Origin of the sequence: Amphritea sp. (assembly GCF_050300915.1) — a bacterium.
Lineage (GTDB): Bacteria > Pseudomonadota > Gammaproteobacteria > Pseudomonadales > Balneatricaceae > Amphritea.
Genome location: NZ_JBNKYN010000003.1, coordinates 21,848 through 45,662, shown reverse-complemented (window position 1 = coordinate 45,662; position 23,815 = coordinate 21,848). Strand labels below are relative to the sequence as shown.

Annotated in this window: 22 protein-coding genes; 4 read left to right on the top strand and 18 right to left on the bottom strand. The window is 50.6% G+C overall.

Features of this window, described 5'->3' with window-relative positions:
* Positions 1-25: 25 nt before the first annotated feature.
* From sthA to ACQY8X_RS01160, 10 genes are all read right to left on the bottom strand, one after another.
* Positions 26-1,426 carry a Si-specific NAD(P)(+) transhydrogenase gene (gene sthA, locus ACQY8X_RS01205; RefSeq protein WP_428033380.1) on the bottom strand — a complete coding sequence of 467 codons (1,401 nt, stop codon included), beginning with the start codon at positions 1,424-1,426 and terminating at the stop codon, positions 26-28.
* A gap of 136 nt (positions 1,427-1,562) precedes the next feature.
* Positions 1,563-1,802 (bottom strand): (Na+)-NQR maturation NqrM, encoded by a 240-nt coding sequence (gene nqrM / locus ACQY8X_RS01200; protein ID WP_428033311.1) that lies wholly within the window; start codon positions 1,800-1,802, stop codon positions 1,563-1,565.
* Between the two features lie 10 nt (positions 1,803-1,812).
* Positions 1,813-2,850, bottom strand: a complete 1,038-nt coding sequence (locus tag ACQY8X_RS01195) for an FAD:protein FMN transferase (RefSeq protein ID WP_428033310.1) — start codon at positions 2,848-2,850, stop codon at positions 1,813-1,815.
* 6 nt (positions 2,851-2,856) lie between these two features.
* Positions 2,857-4,083 (bottom strand): NADH:ubiquinone reductase (Na(+)-transporting) subunit F, encoded by a 1,227-nt coding sequence (gene nqrF, locus ACQY8X_RS01190; RefSeq protein WP_428033309.1) that lies wholly within the window; start codon positions 4,081-4,083, stop codon positions 2,857-2,859.
* A gap of 37 nt (positions 4,084-4,120) precedes the next feature.
* Positions 4,121-4,729, bottom strand: a complete 609-nt coding sequence (gene nqrE / locus ACQY8X_RS01185) for an NADH:ubiquinone reductase (Na(+)-transporting) subunit E (protein WP_428033308.1) — start codon at positions 4,727-4,729, stop codon at positions 4,121-4,123.
* On the bottom strand, positions 4,729-5,388 hold the full coding sequence (locus ACQY8X_RS01180) for an NADH:ubiquinone reductase (Na(+)-transporting) subunit D (RefSeq protein WP_428033307.1): 660 nt from the start codon (positions 5,386-5,388) through the stop codon (positions 4,729-4,731). The genes nqrE and ACQY8X_RS01180 overlap by 1 nt, the downstream gene beginning before the upstream one ends.
* Positions 5,389-5,391: 3 nt before the next feature.
* Positions 5,392-6,180: a Na(+)-translocating NADH-quinone reductase subunit C gene (locus ACQY8X_RS01175; protein ID WP_428033306.1), complete on the bottom strand. Its 789-nt coding sequence runs from the start codon at positions 6,178-6,180 to the stop codon at positions 5,392-5,394.
* Positions 6,167-7,378: an NADH:ubiquinone reductase (Na(+)-transporting) subunit B gene (locus ACQY8X_RS01170; RefSeq protein WP_428033305.1), complete on the bottom strand. Its 1,212-nt coding sequence runs from the start codon at positions 7,376-7,378 to the stop codon at positions 6,167-6,169. Before ACQY8X_RS01170 ends, ACQY8X_RS01175 begins: the two co-directional genes overlap by 14 nt.
* Positions 7,379-7,380: 2 nt before the next feature.
* Entirely contained in the window at positions 7,381-8,718 is a 1,338-nt protein-coding gene (locus ACQY8X_RS01165; RefSeq protein ID WP_428033304.1) for a Na(+)-translocating NADH-quinone reductase subunit A, read from the bottom strand.
* A 325-nt stretch (positions 8,719-9,043) separates the two neighbouring features.
* Complete coding sequence (locus ACQY8X_RS01160; RefSeq protein ID WP_428033303.1) at positions 9,044-10,480, bottom strand: glyceraldehyde-3-phosphate dehydrogenase; 1,437 nt, start codon at positions 10,478-10,480, stop codon at positions 9,044-9,046.
* A 276-nt stretch (positions 10,481-10,756) separates the two neighbouring features.
* On the opposite strand from ACQY8X_RS01160, the gene mfd reads away from it, so the two are divergent.
* Complete coding sequence (gene mfd / locus ACQY8X_RS01155) at positions 10,757-14,206, top strand: transcription-repair coupling factor (protein WP_428033302.1); 3,450 nt, start codon at positions 10,757-10,759, stop codon at positions 14,204-14,206.
* Complete coding sequence (locus tag ACQY8X_RS01150; protein ID WP_428033301.1) at positions 14,206-14,949, top strand: CsiV family protein; 744 nt, start codon at positions 14,206-14,208, stop codon at positions 14,947-14,949. The genes mfd and ACQY8X_RS01150 overlap by 1 nt, the downstream gene beginning before the upstream one ends.
* A gap of 90 nt (positions 14,950-15,039) precedes the next feature.
* Here ACQY8X_RS01150 and ACQY8X_RS01145 read toward each other — a convergent pair whose 3' ends face one another.
* The 6 genes from ACQY8X_RS01145 to sohB form a co-directional block, all read right to left on the bottom strand.
* Positions 15,040-15,444, bottom strand: a complete 405-nt coding sequence (locus ACQY8X_RS01145; protein ID WP_428033300.1) for a DUF2750 domain-containing protein — start codon at positions 15,442-15,444, stop codon at positions 15,040-15,042.
* Positions 15,445-15,506: 62 nt separating this feature from the next.
* A complete protein-coding gene (locus tag ACQY8X_RS01140) occupies positions 15,507-16,613 on the bottom strand; it encodes a mechanosensitive ion channel family protein (protein WP_428033299.1) in 1,107 nt (368 codons plus the stop codon).
* A gap of 21 nt (positions 16,614-16,634) precedes the next feature.
* Positions 16,635-17,636 (bottom strand): beta-N-acetylhexosaminidase, encoded by a 1,002-nt coding sequence (nagZ, locus tag ACQY8X_RS01135; protein ID WP_428033298.1) that lies wholly within the window; start codon positions 17,634-17,636, stop codon positions 16,635-16,637.
* A gap of 38 nt (positions 17,637-17,674) precedes the next feature.
* Positions 17,675-18,148 (bottom strand): L,D-transpeptidase family protein, encoded by a 474-nt coding sequence (locus ACQY8X_RS01130; protein ID WP_428033297.1) that lies wholly within the window; start codon positions 18,146-18,148, stop codon positions 17,675-17,677.
* 19 nt (positions 18,149-18,167) lie between these two features.
* On the bottom strand, positions 18,168-18,827 hold the full coding sequence (locus tag ACQY8X_RS01125) for a TetR/AcrR family transcriptional regulator (RefSeq protein WP_428033296.1): 660 nt from the start codon (positions 18,825-18,827) through the stop codon (positions 18,168-18,170).
* Between the two features lie 130 nt (positions 18,828-18,957).
* Positions 18,958-20,034: a protease SohB gene (gene sohB / locus ACQY8X_RS01120; protein ID WP_428033295.1), complete on the bottom strand. Its 1,077-nt coding sequence runs from the start codon at positions 20,032-20,034 to the stop codon at positions 18,958-18,960.
* Between the two features lie 123 nt (positions 20,035-20,157).
* Here sohB and ACQY8X_RS01115 point away from each other — a divergent pair, with 123 nt between their 5' ends.
* A complete protein-coding gene (locus ACQY8X_RS01115; protein WP_428033294.1) occupies positions 20,158-20,493 on the top strand; it encodes an SCP2 sterol-binding domain-containing protein in 336 nt (111 codons plus the stop codon).
* Here ACQY8X_RS01115 and nudC read toward each other — a convergent pair.
* Positions 20,490-21,263, bottom strand: a complete 774-nt coding sequence (gene nudC / locus ACQY8X_RS01110) for an NAD(+) diphosphatase (protein WP_428033293.1) — start codon at positions 21,261-21,263, stop codon at positions 20,490-20,492. The two genes, ACQY8X_RS01115 and nudC, sit on opposite strands and share 4 nt — an antisense overlap.
* Positions 21,264-21,509: 246 nt before the next feature.
* On the opposite strand from nudC, the gene nhaB reads away from it, so the two are divergent.
* Positions 21,510-23,009 (top strand): sodium/proton antiporter NhaB, encoded by a 1,500-nt coding sequence (gene nhaB / locus ACQY8X_RS01105; protein WP_428033292.1) that lies wholly within the window; start codon positions 21,510-21,512, stop codon positions 23,007-23,009.
* 78 nt (positions 23,010-23,087) lie between these two features.
* Here the strand turns inward: nhaB and dnaQ are convergent, their stop codons facing one another.
* Positions 23,088-23,807, bottom strand: coding sequence for a DNA polymerase III subunit epsilon (dnaQ, locus tag ACQY8X_RS01100; RefSeq protein WP_428033291.1), 720 nt, complete (start codon positions 23,805-23,807; stop codon positions 23,088-23,090).
* Positions 23,808-23,815: the final 8 nt, after the last annotated feature.

The window sequence follows — 23,815 nt, the reverse complement described above, 5'->3', positions numbered from 1 at the left end:
GGCGGTTTTTTTATAAGAATGACACTTAAAGATTAGAGATGCGATTCAGACCAGCAATTGCCGCAACCCGATATGCTTCTGCCATAGTCGGATAGTTGAAGGTGGTATTAACGAAATAGTTGATCGTGTTAGCCTCCCCCGCCTGGTTCATAATCGCCTGACCGATATGCACGATCTCTGATGCCTGGTCACCGAAGCAGTGAATACCGAGAATAGCCAGAGTTTCGCGATTAAAAAGGATTTTCAACATCCCGATGGGCTCACCAGAGATCTGCGCCCGCGCCGTGTCTTTAAAAAATGCCTGTCCTACTTCGTAAGGCACTTTCTCCTCAGTCAGCTGCTCCTCTGTCTTACCGATAGAGCTAATCTCGGGAATGGTGTAAATACCCGTTGGGACATCATTGATATAGCGGAAATCATCAGCATTAAGCATATCTGAAGATGCAGCACGCCCCTGGTCAAGTGCCGCTGAGGCTAAAGCGGGCCAGCCGATCACATCGCCACAGGCATAGATACCCTCAGACTTAGTACGGTAATGCTCATCAACCTCAATCTGTCCCCGACCATTTGCCTCAAGGCCAATATTCTCCAGCTTAAGCATATCGGTGTTACCGCTACGGCCATTACACCAGAGGAACGCATCTGCCCGGATCATTTTACCCGAACGCAGCGTCAGGGTAACACCCCGCTCATCGGCGGCAACCTTTTCATACACTTCGTTGTGACGAATCTTCACCGCATTGTTACGCAGATGATAACTCAGCGAGTCAGAGATCTCGGCATCCAGGAATGACAGCAGGCGATCCATTGAATCGATCAGATCAACTTTAACTCCCAGCCCACTGAAAATAGAGGCATACTCAGAGCCGATAACGCCAGCACCATAGATAATCAGTGTCCGCGGGGTATGGCTCAGCGTCAGAATGGTATCACTGTTGTAGATACGGGGATGGGTAAAATCGATGTCATCCGGCTTATAGGGACGTGAACCCGTAGCAATGATAATATTTTTTGCCCGCAGTGTTTCATCGCCTTTAACGGTACCGGTCACCAGTACCGTATTTTTATCGACAAACTGAGCTTCACCAAAAAACAGATCAATACGATTTCGGGCATAAAAATTGGTGCGCATCATCACCTGATTGGAGATCACTTTTTCTGCACGCTTAAGTACTTTAGGGAAAGAGAACCAGCGCGGCTCACCGATATCACGAAACATAGGGTTAGTGTTAAACTCGATAATCTGCTTAACCGAGTGACGCAGTGCTTTGGATGGAATGGTACCTTTATGGGTACAGTTGCCCCCTACAGAGTCCTGAGACTCAATAACGGCTACACGACGCCCCTTCTTTGCTGCATTCATTGCCGCGCCTTCGCCGGCAGGACCAGACCCGATTACAATGACATCATAGTCATATACAGCCATCATTTTCCCCTATTCGCTGTTATTCTTACTATCGTTATCTATCTCACAAAAGCGTCTTTATTCCCTGCCACCTATCTCAGCCGGAACACTCCGAAGAATCATCAGCCCTGCCAAAACAGCTTATCTGGCTATCGCCTCAACGACCCGATTTAGCATCATACGCCAGATCGGCCAGATCAGCTTTACGGGTCTGTTTATCCTGTTCCTCTTCACACTTAATCTGATCGCCACCGCAGATAGGACAGGTTTCATCTATACCCACATTAGCCAGACCGCCACAGGAACCGGCAATCGGCTTCCGGCCCATCATTACACCGACCGACATCGCGGCAACCACTAACATCAACACAACAAATGACAGAATCATCGTACTCATAACACTAACCTCACTCCACCAGATAATCTTTAAAACCCGGGGTCATCTTTTCAATGAAGCCATCACCTGACTTTATTATCAATAATGCTTCAACACCCTGCTGTTCCGCATAGCTTTCAGCCAGGTCAGGCCCAAGCACCATCATCGCGGTGGCCAGGCCATCTGCGGTGGCGCAGTCAGTGGCCAGCACGGTTACTGAAGCCAACTTATGACTGATCGGTTTGCCGGTAGCAGGATCAATCGTATGGGAGAAACGGATACCGTTCTCCTCAAAATAGTTGCGATAATCGCCAGACGTGGCGATCCCCACATCTTTAACTTTGATTATACGCTGAACTTTACGCTCGCCAGCCAGCGGCGCTTCGATAGCTATTTTCCAGTGACTGCCATCAGGCTTGTTACCCCGGGCCCTCAGCTCCCCACCCACCTCGACCAGATAAGCGGTAATCCCCTCATCTTCGAGCAGCTCAGCGATCTTATCAACACCATAGCCCTTAGCGATGGCGGACAGATCAATATAGACTTTGCGTTCCCGGTTCAGCTGTTTTCCAGAAAGCTTAATATAATGATAGCCAACCCGTTGACGCAGCTGCTCTATCTCATCATCGGCCGGCGCACGGATAACCCGTCCGTCGGGACCAAAGCCCCACAGATTAACCAACGGCCCTACGGTGACATCAAATGCCCCACCGGAAGAGTGGCTAATCTCTAAAGCTTTCTTTAACACCTCTGCAAGGCCTGCAGACAGAGTGACAGATTCACCCGCCGGCATCCGGTTGATACGGCTGAGCTCTGAGTCCTTCTGATAGGTGGACATACTGTTATTGACGTCAACCAGAAGCTGGTCGATCTTAGCTGGCAACTCAGCGTCAACCGCCGCATCAGCAGATACCCACTTCACCGTGAAGCTGGTTCCCATCGTCGGCCCTTGATGACTGACAATCTGAGGTTGCTTGCTGCATCCTGACAGCAGGGTAAGTAACAGAAACGAAGCGGCCAGCAGCAGAGCTGCCGGCCGTTTAATTATCTGCCTGGTTATTTCAGACATGAATGATCAACCACCAAAGTCATCGAGATAGATATTCTCACGCTCGACACCCAGATCTAACAGCATCTGGATTACAGCAGCATTCATCATGGGTGGCCCACACATGTAATACTCGCAATCTTCCGGAGCCTCATGGTCCTTCAGATAATTTTCGTACAACACATTATGGATGAAACCAGTCAGACCATCCCAGTTGTCTTCAGGCTGCGGATCAGACAGTGCCAGATGCCACTTGAAGTTGTCATTTTCAGCCTCTAGCTGATCATACTCTTCATTGTAGAAGCATTCCCGCATGGAGCGAGCGCCATACCAGAAGGAGATCTTACGTTTAGAGTTGAGCCGCTTCAGCTGGTCAAAGATATGGGAGCGCATCGGCGCCATACCCGCACCACCTCCGATAAAGACCATCTCGTTGTCAGTATCTTTCGCAAAGAACTCTCCGAATGGTCCGTAAACGGTAATCTTATCGCCCGGCTTCAGACTGAAGACATAAGACGACATGATACCTGGCGGATGGTCTGTGCCCGGAGGTGGAGATGCGATACGGATGTTAAATTTAACCACCCCTCGCTCTTCCGGATAGTTTGCCATGGAGTAAGCACGAATCGTGTTTTCAGACACTTTCGAAACATAACGCCACTGATCAAACTTATCCCAGTCACCACGATACTCCTCTTCAATATCGAAGTCTTTGTAGTGCACTTCGTGAGGAGGACACTCCAGCTGTACATAACCACCGGCACGGAAGTCAACATTCTCACCTTCCGGCAGGCGCAGAGTCAGTTCTTTGATGAAAGTAGCAACGTTGGGGTTGGATTCAACCGTACACTCCCACTTTTTAACACCAAAGATCTCCTCTTCCAGCTCAATGCTCATATCCTGCTTGACGGCCACCTGGCAGGACAGACGCCAGCCATCTTTAGCCTCACGCATAGTGAAGTGAGATTCTTCTGTTGGCAGCATAGAGCCACCACCATCAAGCACCTGACACTTACACTGCGCACAGGTACCACCGCCACCACAGGCAGAGGGCACAAAGATTCCTGCGTTAGACAGGGTCTGAAGGAGCTTATCACCCGCCGGAACGGTTACGCTCTTGCTTGGGTCATCATTAATGGTGATAGTGACATCACCACTGCTTACCAGTTTGGAACGGGCTGCCAGAATTACCGCGACCAGTGCAAGCACCACCGCGGTAAACATGACAACGCCGAGAACGATTTCTGCATTCATTAGCTTAATCCTTCTTTAGTTGATCATGCGACAGCAATTACAGCTGCACGCCAGAGAAAGACATGAAACCCAGAGACATCAGACCCACAGTAATGAAGGTGATGCCCAGGCCACGCAAACCGGCTGGCACGTCGCTGTATTTAAGTTTTTCACGGATACCTGCCAGGGTGGCAATCGCCAGCGCCCAGCCCACACCCGCACCAGTACCATAAACAACGGACTCACCAAAGGTGTAGTCCCGCTCAACCATGAACAGAGCAGCACCCATAATGGCGCAGTTCACAGTAATCAGCGGCAGGAAAACACCCAGTGCGTTGTAGAGTGCTGGTACATACTTATCCAGGAACATCTCCAGAATCTGTACAATCGCAGCGATTACACCGATATAGGAGATATAGCCCAGAAAGCTCAGATCAACTTCAGGATAACCGGCCCAGGCCAGCGCACCTTCACGCAGTAACAGATTGAAGATCAGGTTGTTGATCGGTGTCGTAATCGCCAGTACTACGATTACCGCAACCCCCAGACCAATAGCCGTCTGCACCTTCTTAGAGATCGCCAGGAATGTACACATCCCCAGAAAGAAGGCCAGCGCCATGTTTTCAACAAAAACCGCCTTAACGGCAAGGCTGATATACTGTTCCATTACACAGCCTCCTTCTGAGAGTTTTTCGCCAGCTCAAACTCGGGTGCTTCGACCTGATCTTTCTTAAAGGTACGAATCAGCCAGATGAACATACCGATGATAAAGAATGCACTGGGTGGTAACAGCAGCAGGCCGTTCGCCTGATACCAGCCGCCATCGGTGACCAGTGGCAGGATTTCGATACCGAACAGCTTACCGGCACCAAACAGCTCACGGATAGTACCCACGAACATCAGTACCACGCCGTAACCCAGACCGTTACCAATACCATCCAGGAAGGAGATCATTGGCGGGTTCTTCATCGCAAACGCTTCAGCACGACCCATAACGATACAGTTAGTAATGATCAGACCAACGAATACTGACAGCTGCTTAGATATTTCATAAGCGTAGGCTTTCAGAATCTGGTCTACCACGATTACCAGAGAGGCGATAATCGCCATCTGACAGATAATCCGGATACTCCCGGGAATCTGATTACGTACAATCGAGATAAACATGTTGGAAAATGCAGTAACAACCGTTACCGCCAGCGCCATTACAAACGCAGTCCCCAGGTTGGATGTTACCGCCAGCGCGGAACAGATACCCAGGATCTGCAGACCGATCGGGTTATTGTTAAAAATCGGCCCTAACAGGACATCTTTAACTTGAGACATAATTTACGCCCCCCCTGCTTTCAGATTTGACAAAAATGGTGCATAACCATTCTCACCCATCCAGAAGTGAACCAGGTTAGTTACACCACGGCTGGTAAGAGTCGCTCCGGAAAGACCATCAACCTGATATTTAGCATTGGCTGAAGACTGATCAACACTACCCTTAATCAGACCTAATGCTGGCTCCATAGAGCCGTCATGATAGACCTTCTTACCCGGCCACAGTGCTTTCCAGTTCGGGTTGTCTACTTCACCACCCAATCCCGGTGTTTCCGCATGGGAGTAAAAGCCCAGACCAACAACAGTGTTCAGGTCAGACTCAAGTGCCAGAAAGCCATAAAGTGTTGACCAGAGACCATAGCCGTGTACCGGCAGAATCATCTTATCAAAGCCTTTTGGTGAATCACTCTTTACCAGGTATACCGGCATAATCTTGGCCTGATACTTGATTGAAGCGATATCTTCCTGACGGCTAAGTTTAACCCCCAGATCAGCCTCTTTCGCTGCCTTGCGGGCATCGTAGCGTGCCGGATCAGTCACTTCTGTGAATTTTCCGCTACGCAGATCAACAAAGCGCTTTTCAATCAGTTGATCAAAAATCGCCTGAACGTCCTTGCCCTCAGTCGGAATACCGGCCGCAGCCAGAATATTGGTCTGACGGTCAAGGTTCTTATTGGCAATCTGTTTCGGCTTGAGAAGCACCGCTGCTGCAGATACAACCACAGAGCAGACCACACACAGCAAAACAGCTACGGTAATTGTTCTACCGATAGAATCTTTACTCGCTGACATTGCGCATCGCCCTCCGTTTGATGTTCGCCTGCACTACAAAGTTATCAATCAGTGGTGCAAACAGGTTACCGAACAGGATCGCCAGCATCATACCCTCAGGGAATGCCGGGTTAACCACACGGATAAGTACAACCATCACCCCGATCAGGGCACCGAAGTACCACTTACCTTTATTGGTCATAGATGCGGAGATCGGATCGGTAGCCATAAAGAACATACCGAATGCGAACCCACCCAGAACCATATGCCAGTAGAACGGCAGCGCAAACATAGGGTTAGTGTCAGAACCGATGAGATTCAGCAGGGTTGCCATCGCAGTCATGCCCAGGAACACACCGGCGACAATCCGCCATGCAGCCACTTTAGCGATCAGCAGTACCAGACCACCCAGGGCGATAGCGAAGGTAGAAACCTCACCCACAGAGCCCTGAATGTTGCCGATAAAGGCATCAAACCAGGTGATATTCTGCGCCAGGATAGCGTCAACACCACCCGCAGCTGCCAGACCCAGAGGCGTCGCGCCAGAGAAGCCATCAACAGCGGTCCAGATCGCATCACCGGTCATCTGCGCAGGATAGGCGAAGAACAGGAAGGCACGTGCAGTCAGTGCAGGGTTAAGGAAGTTTTTACCGGTACCACCGAAAACCTCTTTACCAATCACAACACCAAAGCTGATACCCAGAGCAACCTGCCATAACGGAATAGTGGGTGGCAGAATCAGCGAAAACAGAATAGAGGTTACGAAGAAACCTTCGTTCACTTCATGTCCACGCTTCATTGCAAACAACACTTCCCAGAAACCACCGACGACAAAGGTCACCATGTAGATCGGCAGCCAGTAGGCAGCACCGTGGATTATGTTATCCCACAGACTATCAGGGTTAAAGTTGGTCAGAGCCCCCGCAATAGCACCCTGCCAGCTGGTCGGTTCAGTAATACCCAGCGTAGCCATAGCAGTATTTGCCTGGAAACCTACGTTGTGCATACCGAAGAAAACAGCCGGGAAAGTACACATCCATACCAGGATCATAATCCGCTTCAGATCAACAGCATCACGTACATGAGCTGCGGTCTTAGTCACATGACCCGGAGTGTAGAAAATAGTATCCGCCGCTTCATAAAGCGCATACCAGTTTTCATACTTGCCGCCTTTATGGAAATGCGGCTCCATCTTATCAAGAATATTTCTTAAGCTCATGATCAGGCCTCTTTCTCAATACGCGTCAGATTGTCGCGAAGGATTTGGCCGTACTCATATTTGCCCGGACAGGCAAACGTGCACAGCGCGAGGTCTTCTTCGTCAAGCTCGAGACAACCCAGAGCCATCGCATGAACAACATCTCCGGTGACAAGAGCACGCAACAACTGCGTAGGAAGAATATCCAGCGGCATCAGTTCTTCGAACTGTCCCACCGGCACCATGGCCCGTTCAGAACCATTCGTCGTCGTGGTGAAGTTAAACTTCTTAGACGGACTCAGTTTAGACAGGAACATATTCAGCACAGAGAACTTATTTGCACCGGGAGCAATCCAGCCCAGCAACTCTCGCTGATCGCCCTCTTCCAGAACCGTAACCTGGTTGGCATAACGGCTTAGATATCCCAGCGGTCCGGCGGCTTTACGACCGTTCCAGACAGAACCGCTGATAACACGGTTATTGTTGCCTTCTGTACGGCCAGCCAGCAACTCATCAAGGTTGGCACCTAAACGGGTACGCAGCAGCGTCGGTTGTTTCACCTGTGGGCCTGCAACCGCAACCACGCGATCAGTATATAGTTCACCCGTGGTGAACAACTGACCGAATGCGATCACATCCTGATAACCGATAGTCCAGACCGTTTTAGTCGCTGAGACCGGATCCAGGAAGTGGATATGCGTACCGGCATTACCTGCCGGATGTTTACCACTAAACTCTTCAACAGTAACCCCTTCAGTCGCTGGCACATTTGCGCCGGCAGCTTTACAGAGGAAGACTTTCCCCTCTGTCAGACGTGTCAGTACGGTCAGACCGTTAACAAACGCATCAGACTGTTCTGCAATCACGACTTCTGGATTTACTGCCAGAGGGTTTGTATCGATCGCAGTCACAAAGATCGACGCAGGCTGAGTGCCCGGTTGTGGCACTTTGCTGAATGGACGCGTACGCAATGCGGTCCAGGCACCGGATTTAACCAGATTGTCCTGCACCTGCTCAGCGGTCAGAGAAGACAGCTGTGATACTTCATACTTAGTAAACTGTTCTGCTTCGTTGCCATCTATTTCAATAACAACCGATTGCAGAACCCGTCGATCACCACGGTTGATCTCTTTGATCACACCCGCAGCTGGTGCTGTAAAATCAACACCTTCCGTTTTCTTATCGGAAAAGATCACTTGACCGAGTTTTACCCGATCTCCCACCTTGACCCGCATCGTAGGCTTCATGCCTGGATAATCGAAGCCGATCACGGCGACAGACATAACCTCAACAGCTGCCGAAACAGTCTGTTCAGGTATGCCTGTTATAGGTAGATCCAGACCCTGTTTGATCTTGATCATCCGCCTCACCCAATCTCTATTATAATTTTTCAGGATCCTCTCCCGCAGAGCACTATGCCTCCGACTCTGCAACATTGTCCCCTGATGTTACAAACGTAAGCAATAACCCTACACCGGACAGGATAACCCCAACCCAAAAACCGGTTAAGTATAAAGATCAGAAGGTAATTTTTCTACAAGAGTGACAACTAAAGGGACCTTTTAGGTCATTAATAACAAATCATAGATAGAACTTTATGATCTAAGCATATAATTTTTATGACTATTCGAAAAAAGCAATAAAAAACCGCCCCTTAGGGCGGTTTTCTCTAAGGCTAAAGTCTAATCAGACCTTCGCTTTGGGGAATGCAGGCAACGTACATTTAGCCATCCGCTGAGCCATACGAATCACCTGACAGCTGTAGCCAAACTCATTGTCGTACCAGACATACAGTACACAACGGTTGCCTTCAGCAATGGTTGCCAGCGCATCAACAACACCTGCTGCACGGGAACCAACAAAGTCAGAAGATACCGCTTCAGGGGAGTTACTGTAGTCGATCTGCTTCTGCAGCGGAGAGTGCAACGCCATATCACGCAGATAGCTGTTCAGCTCATCTTTTGTCGTGCCGTTATCCAGGTTGAGGTTGAGGATAGCCATCGACACGTTCGGTGTAGGCACCCGAATCGCGTTACCGGTCAGTTTACCTTCCAGCTGTGGCAGAGCCTTAGAAACCGCTTTTGCCGCCCCAGTCTCGGTGATAACCATGTTCAGACCTGCAGCACGGCCACGACGATCACCTTTGTGATAGTTATCAATCAGGTTCTGGTCGTTGGTATACGCATGAACAGTCTCAACATGGCCATTGGTTACGCCGTACTTAGCATCAATCGCCTTCAGTACCGGGGAGATAGCGTTGGTTGTACAGGACGCTGCAGACAAGATCTTGTCATCATCGCTAATATCGCCATGGTTAACACCCATAACGATATTCTTAATGCCCTTGCCAGGTGCAGTCAGAGCTACCTTGGCAACACCTTTGGATTTCAGGTGTAAAGACAGGCCCGCTTCGTCACGCCAGATACCCGTATTATCCAACACCAGCGCATTATCGATACCGTACTCAGTATAATCGATCTGGTCTGGGCCATTGGAGTAGATAACCTTGATGAGATTACCGTTAGCGATAATCGCCTGATTTTCTTCATCAACCTGAATAGTGCCTTTAAAAGAGCCATGCACAGAATCACGACGCAACAGGCTGGCACGTTTTTCCAGGTCATTGGACGCACTGCCCTTGCGCACCACAATCGCACGCAAACGCAGAGATTGTCCACCACCGGTACGTTCAATCAGCAAACGCGCCAACAGACGACCGATACGACCGAAACCATACAAAACAACGTCCGTAGGTTCGGAAGCAGCACCACCAATCGCCGGAGCCAGCTCAGCAGCCAGAAACTCCTCCATAGAGGCACCATTACCTTCCTGCTGGAATTTAACAGCCAGTTTGCCCACATCAACGTGCGCATTCTTAACATCAAGCTTATCCAGAGCAGTCAGAACAGGGTGAGTGTCACAAACAGACAGCTCCTGATCTTCAACCTGACGCACATAGCGGTGTGCTTTTATCACATCAACAACGGAACGTTTAATAATAAGACGACCATATACAGAGGTCTCAACGTTCTTGTCACGGTATAAACGACCAACTAAAGGGATCATCTCTTCAGCTAATGCTTCGCGACCTTTCCAGTCAGCTAACACTTTATCTTGGCTCACGGCTCACTCCAAAAAAGGTAGTAGTCAATATAGCAGTCAATTTTTGCTGCGCGCATTATCACCTTTTCCCCCCTGCTGAGCAAATCAGAAACACTACACTTTAGGGTTATATTTAAGATTAATGTCACAAACATGACACATTAAGACAAATCGGCCTCACCTTAGGACAGCGACATTATGGGGTGTACTTTTGCCCCACGCTCCGTAAGATAAGCGGCCAGATCAGCATTAGCGCTTCGGGCAGAAGCCGGTATCAGTTCATGGAGTTTGTTGGCAGTGTTTAAACAAGAATACCAGTTACCCCAGTCAGCCGGAGATATCCGGCGGATCGGCAACCTCTCCGGCAGCGGCCGCGGTTTGCTGGCAACAGAGATTGCCGGTCAGCACGCAGGCCTGATACTCTGTATTACCAATGACAGCGACAGCGCCACCCGACTGGAATCTGAGATCCGCTTTTTTGGCCAGAGCAATATCGAATGCATGCTCTTCTCGGATTGGGAAACACTGCCTTATGACAGTTTTTCGCCACATCAGGACATCATCTCTCAGCGACTGAACACCCTGTTTAAACTGCCGCAAATGCAACGCGGAGTACTGATTATCCCAGCCAGTACGCTGATGCAGCGAGTTGCCCCGCAGCGTTTTCTCGATGGCAACTCACTTATTCTTGATCAGGGTCAACCCTTCAACCTGGATGAGATGCGCCATAAACTGACTGATGCCGGTTATCACCTCACCGAAACCGTCTATGAACATGGCGAACTTGCCATTCGCGGCTCAATTATTGATATATTTCCGATGGGCAGCACTGTGCCTTACCGGATAGAACTGTTTGATGATGAAGTCGACACACTGCGCAGCTTTGACCCTGAAACCCAGCGCTCCGTCGATAAAGTTGACAACATCCGGGTATTACCGGCGAAGGAATTTCCCTTTGACGAGGCCGCGATCCGCAACTTTAAACAACGCTGGCGGGAAACCTTCGATGTCGATTACAAACGCTGCTCTGTTTATCGGGATATTAGCGACGGTATCAGCCCCCCCGGGATTGAGTATTATCAACCACTCTTCTTTGACAGCAGCGCCACCCTGTTCGACTACCTGCCTGACAATGTCCTGATTCTGACTGAAACCGATCTGGAAGATCACTGCAACCAGTTCTGGGGCGAAGTTCTGGAGCGTTACGAAGAGCGCCGTTACGATATTGAACGCCCGATCCTGGCGCCGGACAAACTATTTATCCCCGCCAATGAGCTATTTGGCACGCTGAAAAAGATGCAGCGTATCCAGCTGCAACAGAGCAAAACTCAGGCACGCCCAGAAGCCGGACGCTACAACCTGCCCCTGGCGGAACCACCGGAACTGACTATCAATGCTCAGGCCGCGCGCCCACTGGCCGCCGTTGACAGCTTTCTGTCGTCCACAACTGATCGCGTCCTGTTCTGTGCTGAATCCGCCGGGCGAAGGGAAGCCCTGATTGAACTGCTGGGCCGCATCAGCATAAAACCCCATCCGGTCGACAACCTGCAACAGTTCTTAGACGACGGCTATCCCGTTAACATCTGCATATTCCCGCTGGAAAAAGGTCTTAGTGCACCGGGAAAATTCCACCTGATTACCGAAACACAACTGTTCGGACACCAGGTTTTCCAACGTCGACGCCGCTCCAGAGAGCAGGAACAGTCCGACCAGATCATCAAGAACCTTACCGAGCTGAATATCGGCGCGCCGGTTGTCCATATCGATCACGGTGTGGGTCGTTACCGGGGACTGGTAACGCTGGAGCTGGATTCGCAAACCTCTGAGTTTCTCAAACTGGAGTATGCCAACGACGCCAACCTCTATGTCCCGGTGACCTCGCTGCATCTGATCAGCCGCTACTCCGGAGCGGGCGATGAACTTGCCCCGCTGCATCGACTGGGTACCGAACAGTGGAGTAAAGCTCGCCGCAAGGCCGCCGAAAAGGTTCGCGATACCGCCGCTGAACTGCTGGATATTTATGCTCGCCGCGCTGCCCGCCGGGGCCATCAGTTTGATTCTCCCGATGAGCATTACGCCAGTTTCAGTGCCGCGTTTCCATTCGAGGAGACCGTCGACCAGGCGAATGCCATCCAGGCGGTCATCGAGGATATGCAGTCACAGCAACCGATGGACCGACTGGTCTGTGGCGATGTTGGTTTTGGTAAAACCGAAGTCGCCATGCGGGCTGCATTTATGGCAGTACAGAGTAACAAGCAGGTCGCCATACTGGTACCAACTACATTGTTGGCGCAACAGCACTATGAAAACTTCCGGGACCGTTTTGCCGACTGGCCGGTCAATGTTGAACTGATCTCCCGGTTTCGCTCCGGCAAAGAGAGCAATGCAGTGATTAAATCACTGCAGCAGGGTAAAACTGATATCGTTATCGGCACCCATAAGCTGCTGCAGGGGGATATTAAGTTCAGCGACCTGGGTCTGCTGATCATTGATGAAGAACATCGCTTTGGCGTACAACAGAAAGAACGCCTGAAATCGCTCCGTTCTGAAGTCGACATTCTCACCCTGACCGCAACACCGATACCCCGCACCCTGAATATGGCGATGTCCGGTATCCGGGATCTGTCGATCATTGCCACGCCACCAGCCCGGCGCCTGTCGGTTAAGACCTTTGTACGCCAGGCCGATAAAGCACTGAAAAAAGAAGCGATCCTGCGGGAGTTGCTGCGTGGCGGCCAGGTTTACTACCTGCACAATGAGGTTAAGGATATCGAGAAAACCGCCGCTGAGATTAGTGAGCTGGTACCTGAAGCCCGTGTCGGTATTGGCCATGGGCAGATGCGCGAGCGGGAGCTGGAACAGGTAATGTCCGACTTCTACCACAAGCGCTTCAATCTGCTGGTTTGCACCACGATTATCGAAACGGGTATTGATGTACCCAACGCTAACACCATCATCATCGACCGGGCTGACAAGTTTGGCCTGGCACAACTACACCAGTTACGCGGCCGGGTTGGCCGCTCCCACCACCAGGCATATGCTTACCTGATGACGCCCCACCCTAAAGAGATGACCACCGATGCGGTCAAACGACTAGAAGCGATCACCAGTGCAGATGAACTCGGCGCGGGCTTCACCCTTGCCACCCATGATATGGAGATTCGCGGCACCGGCGAACTACTGGGTGAGGGCCAGAGTGGTCAGATTCAGAATGTCGGCTTTTCACTCTACATGGAGATGCTGGAACAGGCGGTTGAAGCGATCCGTGAAGGCAAAACCCCTAATCTGGATGCGCCACTAAAACAGGGTATCGAGATCAATCTGCGGTTGCCAGCGCTGATCCCGGACGACTATCTGCCCGACGTTCACAACCGCCTGATCATGTATAAGCGAATCGCTAACGCTAAAAACGAAACCGATCTGAAAGAACTGCAGATCGAAATGATTGACCGCTTTGGCATTCTGCCCGAACAGACCAAAAACCTGTTCCGCCAGACCCTGCTAAAACTTCACGCCGAACAGCTTGGCATCTGCAAAATAGATGCGGGGGAAACCAGCGGACGAATCGATTTTGACTCGGATACCGTGGTTGATCCCTTCAAATTGGTGCAACTGGTACAACAGCAGCCGCAAAAATTTCAATTTGGTGGTGCCAGTCAGCTGAAGTTCACAATGAAGATGGATAAAATAGAGCAGCGTTTTATAGCTGTGGAACAGCTACTTCAGCAATTGACCGGGAATCGATAATGACCAAGCTCACCTCAGGGATCGTACTAGCGCTGACCCTGATTCTGTTTAACAGCACGATAGCTCAGGCGGACACATCCAACTATAAAGTTGAGCTGCTAATCTTCAGCCACAAAGCCTCAGATACTCTGGCTGATGAGATCTGGCCTACGATTGACTCAATTCCCCAGCGCCGCAGCCGCTCACTGGAGTACCATCAGCAAGGGCAGAATATCGGTTATTTTACCCGTCTGCCAAAATCATCCCTATCCCTGAGCGGCAAGCAAGCCAGCCTGAGACGCAGCTCACTCTACCGGGTACTCTTCCATGAAGCCTGGATACAACCAATCAGCGGGAAAAAAGACCTGAATGTGGTGAGAATTAATGGGGGCGACATTCTCGACAACGGTCTATACGAACTGGATGGTTACATCTCCATCGAAAAAGGCCGCTACCTGCACTTCCGCAGCGATCTGTTTCACAGCCGCAGACTCAGCCACGAAGAGAGCCTGATGCTGCGAAAACCGGCCACTGAAGCCATGATGACACCGGTACAAGACACGGCAGAAGAAAGCTCGGCTGATCAACGCCTGACACAGCCGCAGGGAGAGAGCGCCAACGGCAACCTCTATCTGACACAAACCACCATCCCGGACTTCCTCACTGTCAATATGAAAACCGCCCGACGGATGCGCAGCAGCGAGCTGCACTACCTGGACCATCCACTGTTCGGCATGCTGGTGATAATCACCCCGGTTAATTAACTGGCAGCCCGAAACAGGCCGTTATCAGATAAAGCAGAGATAAAAAAACGGAGCGCAGGTGCTCCGTTTTTTTTATCCAGACCTGGATCGTTACTTTTTTCTCGACCGCTTTACCTCACGGGTGAGCATCATATCCAGCTCTTCAGGCCAGACTACCAGACCGTCCTCATCATTGCCCTCACCCGGCAACGGGAATACCACCACCGCAAAGCCATCCTCCTCCAGGCCCGGAGTCCAGCGATGATTCCACTGCTGCAGCGTGATGGGCATCGCTTCACAAGCAGACCATTCGCCGGTTGCCCACTGTTCTGCAAATTCCAGATCAGGCCACACCGGCACACAATCCTCATCATCGGTATTCAGCATCACACTGCCATGCTCATCGGTAAGGATCCATATCTCGCCGGTTTCAACCACCCGACTAACCATATAATCGAAGCGCTGCTCCGCATCATATCCCGCAATCAGATCCAGCTTACTCTGCTCAACAGCCACACAACCTCCAACGCCCTGCCGGGCAAACAAAGGAGCACCTCGCTGAGGCACCCCGGAAAAAATTACTGAACCAGCTCTGCCGGAGGCTCACTGCCATCCAGATGAATCGTCTGAGTCGGAAAGGCAAAATCAGCCCCATGCTCATGAACAATTCTGATAATCTGCGCCATTACATCCTGCTTAACTTCGTGAAAATGCACCCAGTTGGTGGTTTTCGTGAAGGTATAGATAAAGAACTCCAGCGAATATGGGGCAAAACTGTTGAGATTAACAATCAGCGTCTGATCACTGGCAATCTCAGGGTGGTTTAACAGCATCTCTCTGACATCGTCAATCACCCCAGCAATCAACGCAGAATCCTCATAACGCAGACCGATCTTTTCATAGATCCGGCGGTGGGACATCCGCGAAGGGTTTTCCAGCGAGATACTGGCGAACGTACCGTTGGGTACATAAAGGGGCCGCTTATCAAATGTTCGTATACAGGTCAGCCGCCAGCCAATATTTTCTACCGTGCCTTCGATCTCTTTGTCCGGAGAACGCACCCAATCTCCCACCTTAAACGGCCGATCGAGATAGATCATCAGGCCACCAAAGAAGTTTGCCAGCAGATCCTTGGCCGCAAAACCCACCGCGATACCACCGATACCGCCAAAGGCCAACACTCCGGAAATACTATAGCCAAAGGTCTGCAGCACAACCAAAACTGCGGTAATGATGATCGAAAGGCGCAACAGCTTGCCCAACGCACCGACAGTGGTTTCATCCATCGGGTTCTTAACTTTATCTTCACTCACCAGCGCACCTTCCGCCTGACGAATGAAGCGGATCAGGAACCAGGCAATCATGACAATCACCAGCCCCCTGCGCAGCGGATCAACCAGACCGACCAGCACAGAGTCGTCAGCAGGGTCTGTCAGCTCAAATGCCAGACTCAGCCCAAGCACCCAGATCAACAGCGCAATTGGACGGCGCGCAGCATGCAGCAGGATGTCATCCCAGACATTGCGGGTTTTTGCCAGCTGAACCTCTAAACGGAGAAACACCCGATTAGAGATAAAGTTAGCCAGCATGGTAAGAAACACAACCACAAAAACCTGCAAAACCCAGGCGTCTGCATAGCCGGATAATCCCAGCTCAGCGAAGGTTTGCGCAATCTGCTCCTGCATTGAATCGCTCCGATAGGTCTATTAAATATTGATTAACTGGCAAGCTAGGTCTGCTGCGCGCTGCCAGCGCTCAGTGCTGCGGATCTCCCCGATATTGTTACAGCCGCTGGCACTCATCCGCTGAATACGCTCAGATCCAGGATGCTCTGCCGCTTCCAGATAGCTCAACACCTGTAACGCAGCGGGACGATTATTACATACCAACAGCATGTCGCAACCCGCTTCCAGGGCTTGTGCAGCACGGGCCTCAAAACTACCGGCGACACTGGCACCCTCCATGGTCAGATCATCACTGAAGACAACCCCATCAAAACCGATCTCTGTGCGTAATCGCTGACCAATCCAGTAAGGAGAGAACCCTGCTGGCCGCTCGTCCACCTGGCGGTAGATCACATGGGCGGGCATTACCGCATCCAACCCTTGCTGCATCAACGTGGTAAATGGCACCAGATCCTGAGCTTCGATCTCACTCAGACTGCGCTCATCCACCGGAATCTCCAGATGCGAGTCGGCAACGACCCAGCCATGGCCAGGAAAATGCTTACCGGTCGATGCCATACCCGCTTCACGCATCCCCCGGATGAACGCGCCAGCCAATGCCGCCACCGCCTCAGGCTGGGCCGAGAAAGCCCGGTCACCAATCACCTGACTCACCCCAAAGTTGAGATCAAGCACCGGCGCAAAACTGATATCAATGCCATACGCGATCAGCTCAGCAGCCATCAGCCAGCCCAGATCCGCCGCTTCAGTCAGCGCTTTTTCCCGGTTTTCAGTATAAATCGCCCCCAGCACTGCCATCGGCGGCAAACGGGTAAAGCCCTCACGAAAACGCTGTACCCGGCCACCCTCCTGATCAACGGCAATCAGCAGCCGGGGAGCACAGGCCCGAATCTCCTGCACCAGATGGGTAAGTTGCTCCGGTGACTGATAGTTTCGACTAAACAGGATCAGACCGCCTACCTGAGGGTTTTGCAGCAGCGCTTTATCCTCTGCCGTCAAACTCAGTCCAGCGATGTCCAGCATCAATGCTCCAGACATGGGTATTTACTCTACTATTAGAACTACTCTATGAAAACAGGGGTACCAACACTGACACGCTCAAACAGATCCGCAACATCAGCATTGCGCATACGGATACAACCATGGGACAAAGGCTGCCCCATTGGTTCACTATCCGGCGTACCGTGAATGTATATATAGCGCTGCATTGTATCAACGCTGGATAACCGATTGCGACCTATTTCACAGCCAGACAACCAGAGAATACGGGTTAAAATCCAGTCACGCTGAGGATAGCGCTCCGCCAACTCGGCAGAATAGATCTCCCCGCTATCCCGGCGGCCCCTGAACACCGTATTGAGAGGCTTTCCGGCACCTATTTTGGCACGAATCAGATGCCGTCCCCGGGGAGTACAACCGCTGTTTTTTTGTTCACCTGCACCGTTCAGGGCCGTTGAAACAGGGTAAGTAGTAAGACACACAGAACCCCGCCAAAGCTCAAGGCTCTGACGGTTTATTGATATGCGAATATGCATAGCGTGGCGGCAGTGTCCGTCATAGACGGGTAAATGGAGTATGCTCTGCGCGGGCCTGCAGACCTGCAACCAACACAGGAATCATACGATGCAGTGTACGCTCAATCTCAGCAGTTCGCTCAAACTCGCGCATCTCGATGGCAACCAAAGTCTGAAAATTAGACAGGGTAAAAATGATTGAACCGAGCAGAAAGTGCAGTCGCCAGAAAAACTCTTCATCATCCATCACCGCACTATCTTTGCGTAGCAAGTCGATGAAAGCAGTAAAAGCGCCGCGGTAACGACTAAGCATTGCATCCCGCAACTCCTCCTGATTTTTCATATAGATGAGTTCCAGCAAGCGCATAAACACCGGCAGAGCAAACTGTCTGGACTTGCCCACCTGAAGCAGAGTGCGCATCAGGATTTCCAGAAGCTCTTCAGTGCTGATGATTTCGTCATGGCTGACCGTCTGCCGCTCACTCAGAGCAGCCTGAAGGTTAGAGACTAACGGCGTCAGATACTTTTCTGCCACCGCGGTAATCAAACCTTTTTTTGAACCAAAATGATAATTAACTGCTGCAAGGTTTACCTTAGCAGCACTGGTAATCTCCCGCATTGTTGTCTCTGCAAAGCCCTGTTCGGCAAACAAAGCCTCAGCAGATAACAATATTTTCTTTGCGGTTGCAGACTGTCGCATCGACGCTTCCATATCGTGTTATGAACCTCATCAGTTTCAAACAGAAAGACAGGCTCACATGTTTGAAACAATTACAATAAGATTATATGCAACATTGAGATAAATGTAGGTATTTCCCTTACCATTTTGGTTACTTAGCCAGTAAATGTGAGTTTAAAATGCGTCCGGCCCACTTGGTAAACAGCGTATCAGTCGTTTTAATTGACATCTCGGAGATACGATCCTGAAGGGTCTTTTTATATTCATAGCGCACCAGAAAAACATCCGCTTCTTCACAGGCTTTCGTCAGATATTCATCACTGGTTGAGATCTCATCGATCAGATTAACCTCCAGCGCCCGGCGACCAAACCAGATCTCACCCGTGGCTACTTTTTCCAGATCGATCTGAGGACGATACTCACCAACAAACTCTTTAAACAAACTATGAGTATCTTCCAGATCTTCGATAAACTTCTGGCGGCCTTTCTCGGTATTTTCTCCCATCACGGTGAGGGTACGCTTGTATTCACCGGCGGTCAGAATCTCATAATCGATATCGTGTTTTTTCAGCAGGCGATGAAAGTTAGGCAACTGAGCAACCACACCAATCGACCCGAGAATAGAGAATGGCGCCGCCACAATCTTATCCGCCAGACAGGCCATCATGTAGCCGCCACTGGCCGCCACTTTATCAACACAGACCGTCAACGGAACGCCATGACGCTTGATCCGCTCCAGCTGTGAAGATGCCAGACCATAACTGTGAACCATCCCTCCCGGGCTTTCCAGACGCACAACCACCTCATCCTTCTCGGTGGCCAGCGTCAGCACCGCGGTAATCTCTTCACGCATCGGCTCAAGCTCTGAGGCTTTGATATCACCATCAAAATCGAGCACAAACACCCGCTTCCGTTCAGGCTCAGACGCCTCTTCAGCATTGCCTTTTTTCAGCGCTTTCTTACGCGCCTTAGCATCAAGCTTATCCTGCTTTTCTTCCGCTTTGAGCTGCTGCTTATAGACTTCGGCATCCAGCACCACCTCTTTCAGGGCATGCTCCATATCCTCCAGCGTTTCATTCATACTGTGAATATTAAGATACCCTTCCCTACTATCTTTTTTATTCCGTGACGCCACCGCAGCAACTGCAACGACAACAAGAAGAATGGCGCCAACCACCGTCAGCGCTTTCGCCAGGAACAATCCATAACTTGCCAGAAAATCGACCACCAAACACTCCAGATCTGTAAGCCCTTTTGGGCATTTCAATATATTGATTTATGGTCGGGTAATGTACCATACAACCTACTAACTCAATAACACTGAATGAAAATTTGGAGAGCTGAATCAAACATGTCTGATGCAATTACTGTCACCCGGGTTATCGAAAAGCTATCCAGCCGATTTTTAGCGGAAAACACCAAAAACATATCAGCCACGTTTCAGTTTTTACTGCACGACGCTGAAGATTTTTACTTCACCATTGAGGACCAGCAACTGACCGTTGCGGTCGGTGAACACGCCGACCCGGATATCACCCTGATTACCGCCAGCGACACCTTCATCAAAGTGGTTACCGGCGAGAAAGATGGCATGAGCGCCTACCTGACCGGCAAACTCAGAGCCGAAGGCAATGTGATGCTGGCAACCCAGCTGGGCAAATTTTTCAGTAAAGAGAAGCGGAGTTAATCCTCCGCTAACCATGTTTGTCTGAATGCATCGATCAGCTGCCTGGATATCGTAAAAGGGGGCGGGATAGGCACATCATCCAGTTCGCTATAGTGAAACCAGCGGGCATCGACAATTTCACCCGGCTCCGGGACGATATCACCTGAAACATAATCAGCAAAAAAACCCAGCATAAATGAGTGCGGAAAAGGCCAGGACTGGCTGCAGAAATAGCGGATATTGCTGACCTCCACGCCAACCTCTTCCCTTACTTCACGGGAAAGCGCATCTTCTGCACTCTCTCCCGCTTCAATAAACCCTGCCAGTGTACTGTAGCGGGTCTCAGTAAAGCGCACCCCATGGGCCAGCAGACAATACTCTCCACGGGTTATCAGAGTGATAATACAGGGAGACAAGCGTGGATACTGAGTCAGACCACAACTATTACACTGTTTAGCCAGATCCTGGTGATGATGCACCAGCGAATTACCACAACGGGGACAAAAACAGTGATCCCGGCTCCAGGTAGCCACCTGAGCCGCCCGCGATAACAACGGGAAGCTGGCCTCATCGGAACGGGACAGCAGCTGCCGCAGATGCAAACCAGACGCGCTATGATCCAGCACATCTTCAGGCATCACAATCAGACGAATCGGCTGCTCCGGTAGCAAGGTCAGGTCATACTCCTCCAGCGCCAGGCTATGATCACAACAGGATTCACTAAATAACCAGCGCCCCATAGAATCAGACCATATCCGGTGACCGGATGAATAAATGTATTCAGTTTTCATAATATTTGCAGAACCTAAGCAAAAACAGACCATTAAACAGTGATTTCAGGCATATATGTCACCAGAAAACTAAGGTACTCTTAACAGGTTAAGCAGGCTTTAGATTTAACACAACTCCTGCTAACCTAAGTCCAAATTATAACAACATCAACTACTGAACATACGCTGGAAAAACTGTAATCACTAGAATTAGCATGATGCACAGAAACTTTCCATAGGCCCGAATTGGCACAGGACCCCTTATCGATGACCACTACGCAGGCGCTTATTAAGAACTTCCTTGGCAACTCACCCATCTGGTATAAGCAAGCCATTGTATTCTTCCTGATTCTCAACCCTGTTCTTCTCTATACCGCTGGCCCCGTGGTAACGGGCTGGACGCTGATCTTTGAGTTTATCTTTACCCTTGCGCTGGCGCTTAAATGCTACCCGTTACAGCCCGGCGGTTTGCTAGCCCTTGAGGCCATTATTATCGGACTGGCCAGCCCGGAAACGGTGTACCATGAGGTTGCTGCCAACCTTGAAGTTATTCTGCTGCTGATGTTCATGGTAGCAGGCATCTACTTTATGAAGAACATGCTTCTGTGGGTGTTTACCAAACTGCTCCTGAAAATTCGCTCCAAGATTTTTCTGTCCCTGACATTTTCGCTGTTCGCTGCCCTGCTATCCGCATTTCTTGACGCCCTGACGGTCACCGCCGTTTTGATCAGCGTCGGGGTAGGCTTCTATGCGGTGTATCACAAAGTCGCATCAGGCAAGCAGTTCCATAGCGAGGCGCATGATCATGGTGATGATGAGAGTATCCATTTAGATCATCATGAAGCGCTGGCACAGTTTCGCGCATTTTTGCGCAGCCTGCTAATGCACGGCTCTGTCGGTACCGCATTGGGGGGTGTTTGTACCCTGGTGGGGGAACCACAAAACCTGCTGATCGCACAAAAGGCTGGCTGGGATTTTGTTGAGTTTTTCGTCCTCATGTCTCCCGTCACTATGCCGGTGCTGTTTGCCGGTCTGGCCACCTGTATCTTACTTGAAAAGTTAAAGTGGTTTGGTTATGGCGCCGACATCCCGCTGTCGGTGCGCACAATTCTCGAAGACTTTGCCGCAGAGCAGGACAAAAAACTCACTAAAGCAGATAAACTGGCGCTGTTTGTACAGATTCTGGTTGCCATTTTCCTGGTACTGGCGCTGGCATTCCACCTGGCAGCGGTGGGTCTGATCGGCTTGACGGTGATCATTCTTCTCACTGCCTTCAACGGCATTGTAGAAGAGCATCAGATCGGCAAATCGTTCGAAGAAGCCCTGCCATTTACCGCGCTGCTGGTGGTGTTCTTCTCCATTGTCTCGGTGATCCATGAGCAACACCTGTTCCAGCCGATCATTGCCTCAGTACTGGCAATGGACACCAAGGTTCAGCCCGGCATCTTCTTTATTGCCAACGGGCTGTTGTCCGCAATTTCCGATAACGTTTTTGTCGCCACGGTGTATATTAACGAAGTCCTCGCGGCATTGAAGGAAGGTTCAATCACCCGGGAGCATTTTGATCTGCTGGCGATTGCGATTAACACCGGCACCAACATCCCCAGCGTAGCAACACCAAACGGTCAGGCAGCATTCCTGTTCCTGTTAACCTCGGCGCTGGCACCACTAATCCGCCTCTCTTACGGCACCATGGTATGGATGGCACTCCCCTACACCCTGGTCATGAGTATCACAGGCTATGTTGCGGTAACCCACTTCCTGTAAGGCAAACAGTTAACTCAAGTGACAAAAAAGCAGGCATTATGCCTGCTTTTTTTATGTTTGATTAACCGTTACACGGGGCTAATCCGCTGTGTTGACTGGCACTCCAATCTGACTCCAGATACTGCCACCTTTCGCATCCAGAAGAGCGATATAGCCGTCATGGTCCTGTAACTCACCTGCATCCGCCCGCACAACGCTGAGATTCAATGCAAAGGTATCCAGGCGGCGCACCTGATCGACACCATCATGACCATCCTCCTCGCCTGCCAGCAGCAGATTTTTCTGCCCACCGGTCAGCATCAGATAAACGTCGGCGAGAATCTCCGAGTCGAGCAATGCGCCATGCAGTTCACGGTGGCTGTTATCAATACCGTAACGGCGACACAGCGCATCCAGGTTATTTTTCTGCCCAGGATGCTTCTTGCGGGCTATCGCCAGCGTATCGGTCACCTGACAAAAATCGTGGACCCGCTCCTGATGATTATTCAGTCTCATCTCATTCTCGATAAAACCAACGTCAAACGCGGCGTTATGAATAACCAGATCAGCGCCGCGAATAAAATGCAGAAACTCATCCTGAATCTCCGCAAAGCGGGGTTTATCCTCCAGAAATTCGTTGGTGATACCATGCACCTGAATCGCCTCTTCATCAATCTCCCGATCCGGGTTGAGGTAACGATGGTAAGTTCGACCCGTCAGACGGCGATTCATCATCTCAACGCAGCCGATCTCAATAATTCGGTGCCCCTCTTTCGGGTCGATACCGGTTGTTTCGGTATCCAGTACAATCTGTCTCATAATTTATC

Excerpts from the sequence above, each read along its gene's own strand:
- ACQY8X_RS01130 (WP_428033297.1), bottom strand. The coding sequence starts at position 18,148 with ATGCATATTCGCATATCAATAAACCGTCAGAGCCTTGAGCTTTGGCGG.
- ACQY8X_RS01115 (WP_428033294.1), top strand. The coding sequence starts at position 20,158 with ATGTCTGATGCAATTACTGTCACCCGGGTTATCGAAAAGCTATCCAGC.
- ACQY8X_RS01165 (WP_428033304.1), bottom strand. The coding sequence starts at position 8,718 with ATGATCAAGATCAAACAGGGTCTGGATCTACCTATAACAGGCATACCT.
- ACQY8X_RS01170 (WP_428033305.1), bottom strand. The coding sequence starts at position 7,378 with ATGAGCTTAAGAAATATTCTTGATAAGATGGAGCCGCATTTCCATAAA.
- ACQY8X_RS01175 (WP_428033306.1), bottom strand. The coding sequence starts at position 6,180 with ATGTCAGCGAGTAAAGATTCTATCGGTAGAACAATTACCGTAGCTGTT.
- ACQY8X_RS01125 (WP_428033296.1), bottom strand. The coding sequence starts at position 18,827 with ATGCGACAGTCTGCAACCGCAAAGAAAATATTGTTATCTGCTGAGGCT.
- nudC (WP_428033293.1), bottom strand. The coding sequence starts at position 21,263 with ATGAAAACTGAATACATTTATTCATCCGGTCACCGGATATGGTCTGAT.
- ACQY8X_RS01195 (WP_428033310.1), bottom strand. The coding sequence starts at position 2,850 with ATGTCTGAAATAACCAGGCAGATAATTAAACGGCCGGCAGCTCTGCTG.
- nqrM (WP_428033311.1), bottom strand. The coding sequence starts at position 1,802 with ATGAGTACGATGATTCTGTCATTTGTTGTGTTGATGTTAGTGGTTGCC.
- dnaQ (WP_428033291.1), bottom strand. The coding sequence starts at position 23,807 with ATGAGACAGATTGTACTGGATACCGAAACAACCGGTATCGACCCGAAA.
- nqrF (WP_428033309.1), bottom strand. The coding sequence starts at position 4,083 with ATGAATGCAGAAATCGTTCTCGGCGTTGTCATGTTTACCGCGGTGGTG.
- nagZ (WP_428033298.1), bottom strand. The coding sequence starts at position 17,636 with ATGCTGGACATCGCTGGACTGAGTTTGACGGCAGAGGATAAAGCGCTG.
- sthA (WP_428033380.1), bottom strand. The coding sequence starts at position 1,426 with ATGGCTGTATATGACTATGATGTCATTGTAATCGGGTCTGGTCCTGCC.
- ACQY8X_RS01150 (WP_428033301.1), top strand. The coding sequence starts at position 14,206 with ATGACCAAGCTCACCTCAGGGATCGTACTAGCGCTGACCCTGATTCTG.
- ACQY8X_RS01180 (WP_428033307.1), bottom strand. The coding sequence starts at position 5,388 with ATGTCTCAAGTTAAAGATGTCCTGTTAGGGCCGATTTTTAACAATAAC.
- ACQY8X_RS01140 (WP_428033299.1), bottom strand. The coding sequence starts at position 16,613 with ATGCAGGAGCAGATTGCGCAAACCTTCGCTGAGCTGGGATTATCCGGC.
- nqrE (WP_428033308.1), bottom strand. The coding sequence starts at position 4,729 with ATGGAACAGTATATCAGCCTTGCCGTTAAGGCGGTTTTTGTTGAAAAC.
- nhaB (WP_428033292.1), top strand. The coding sequence starts at position 21,510 with ATGACCACTACGCAGGCGCTTATTAAGAACTTCCTTGGCAACTCACCC.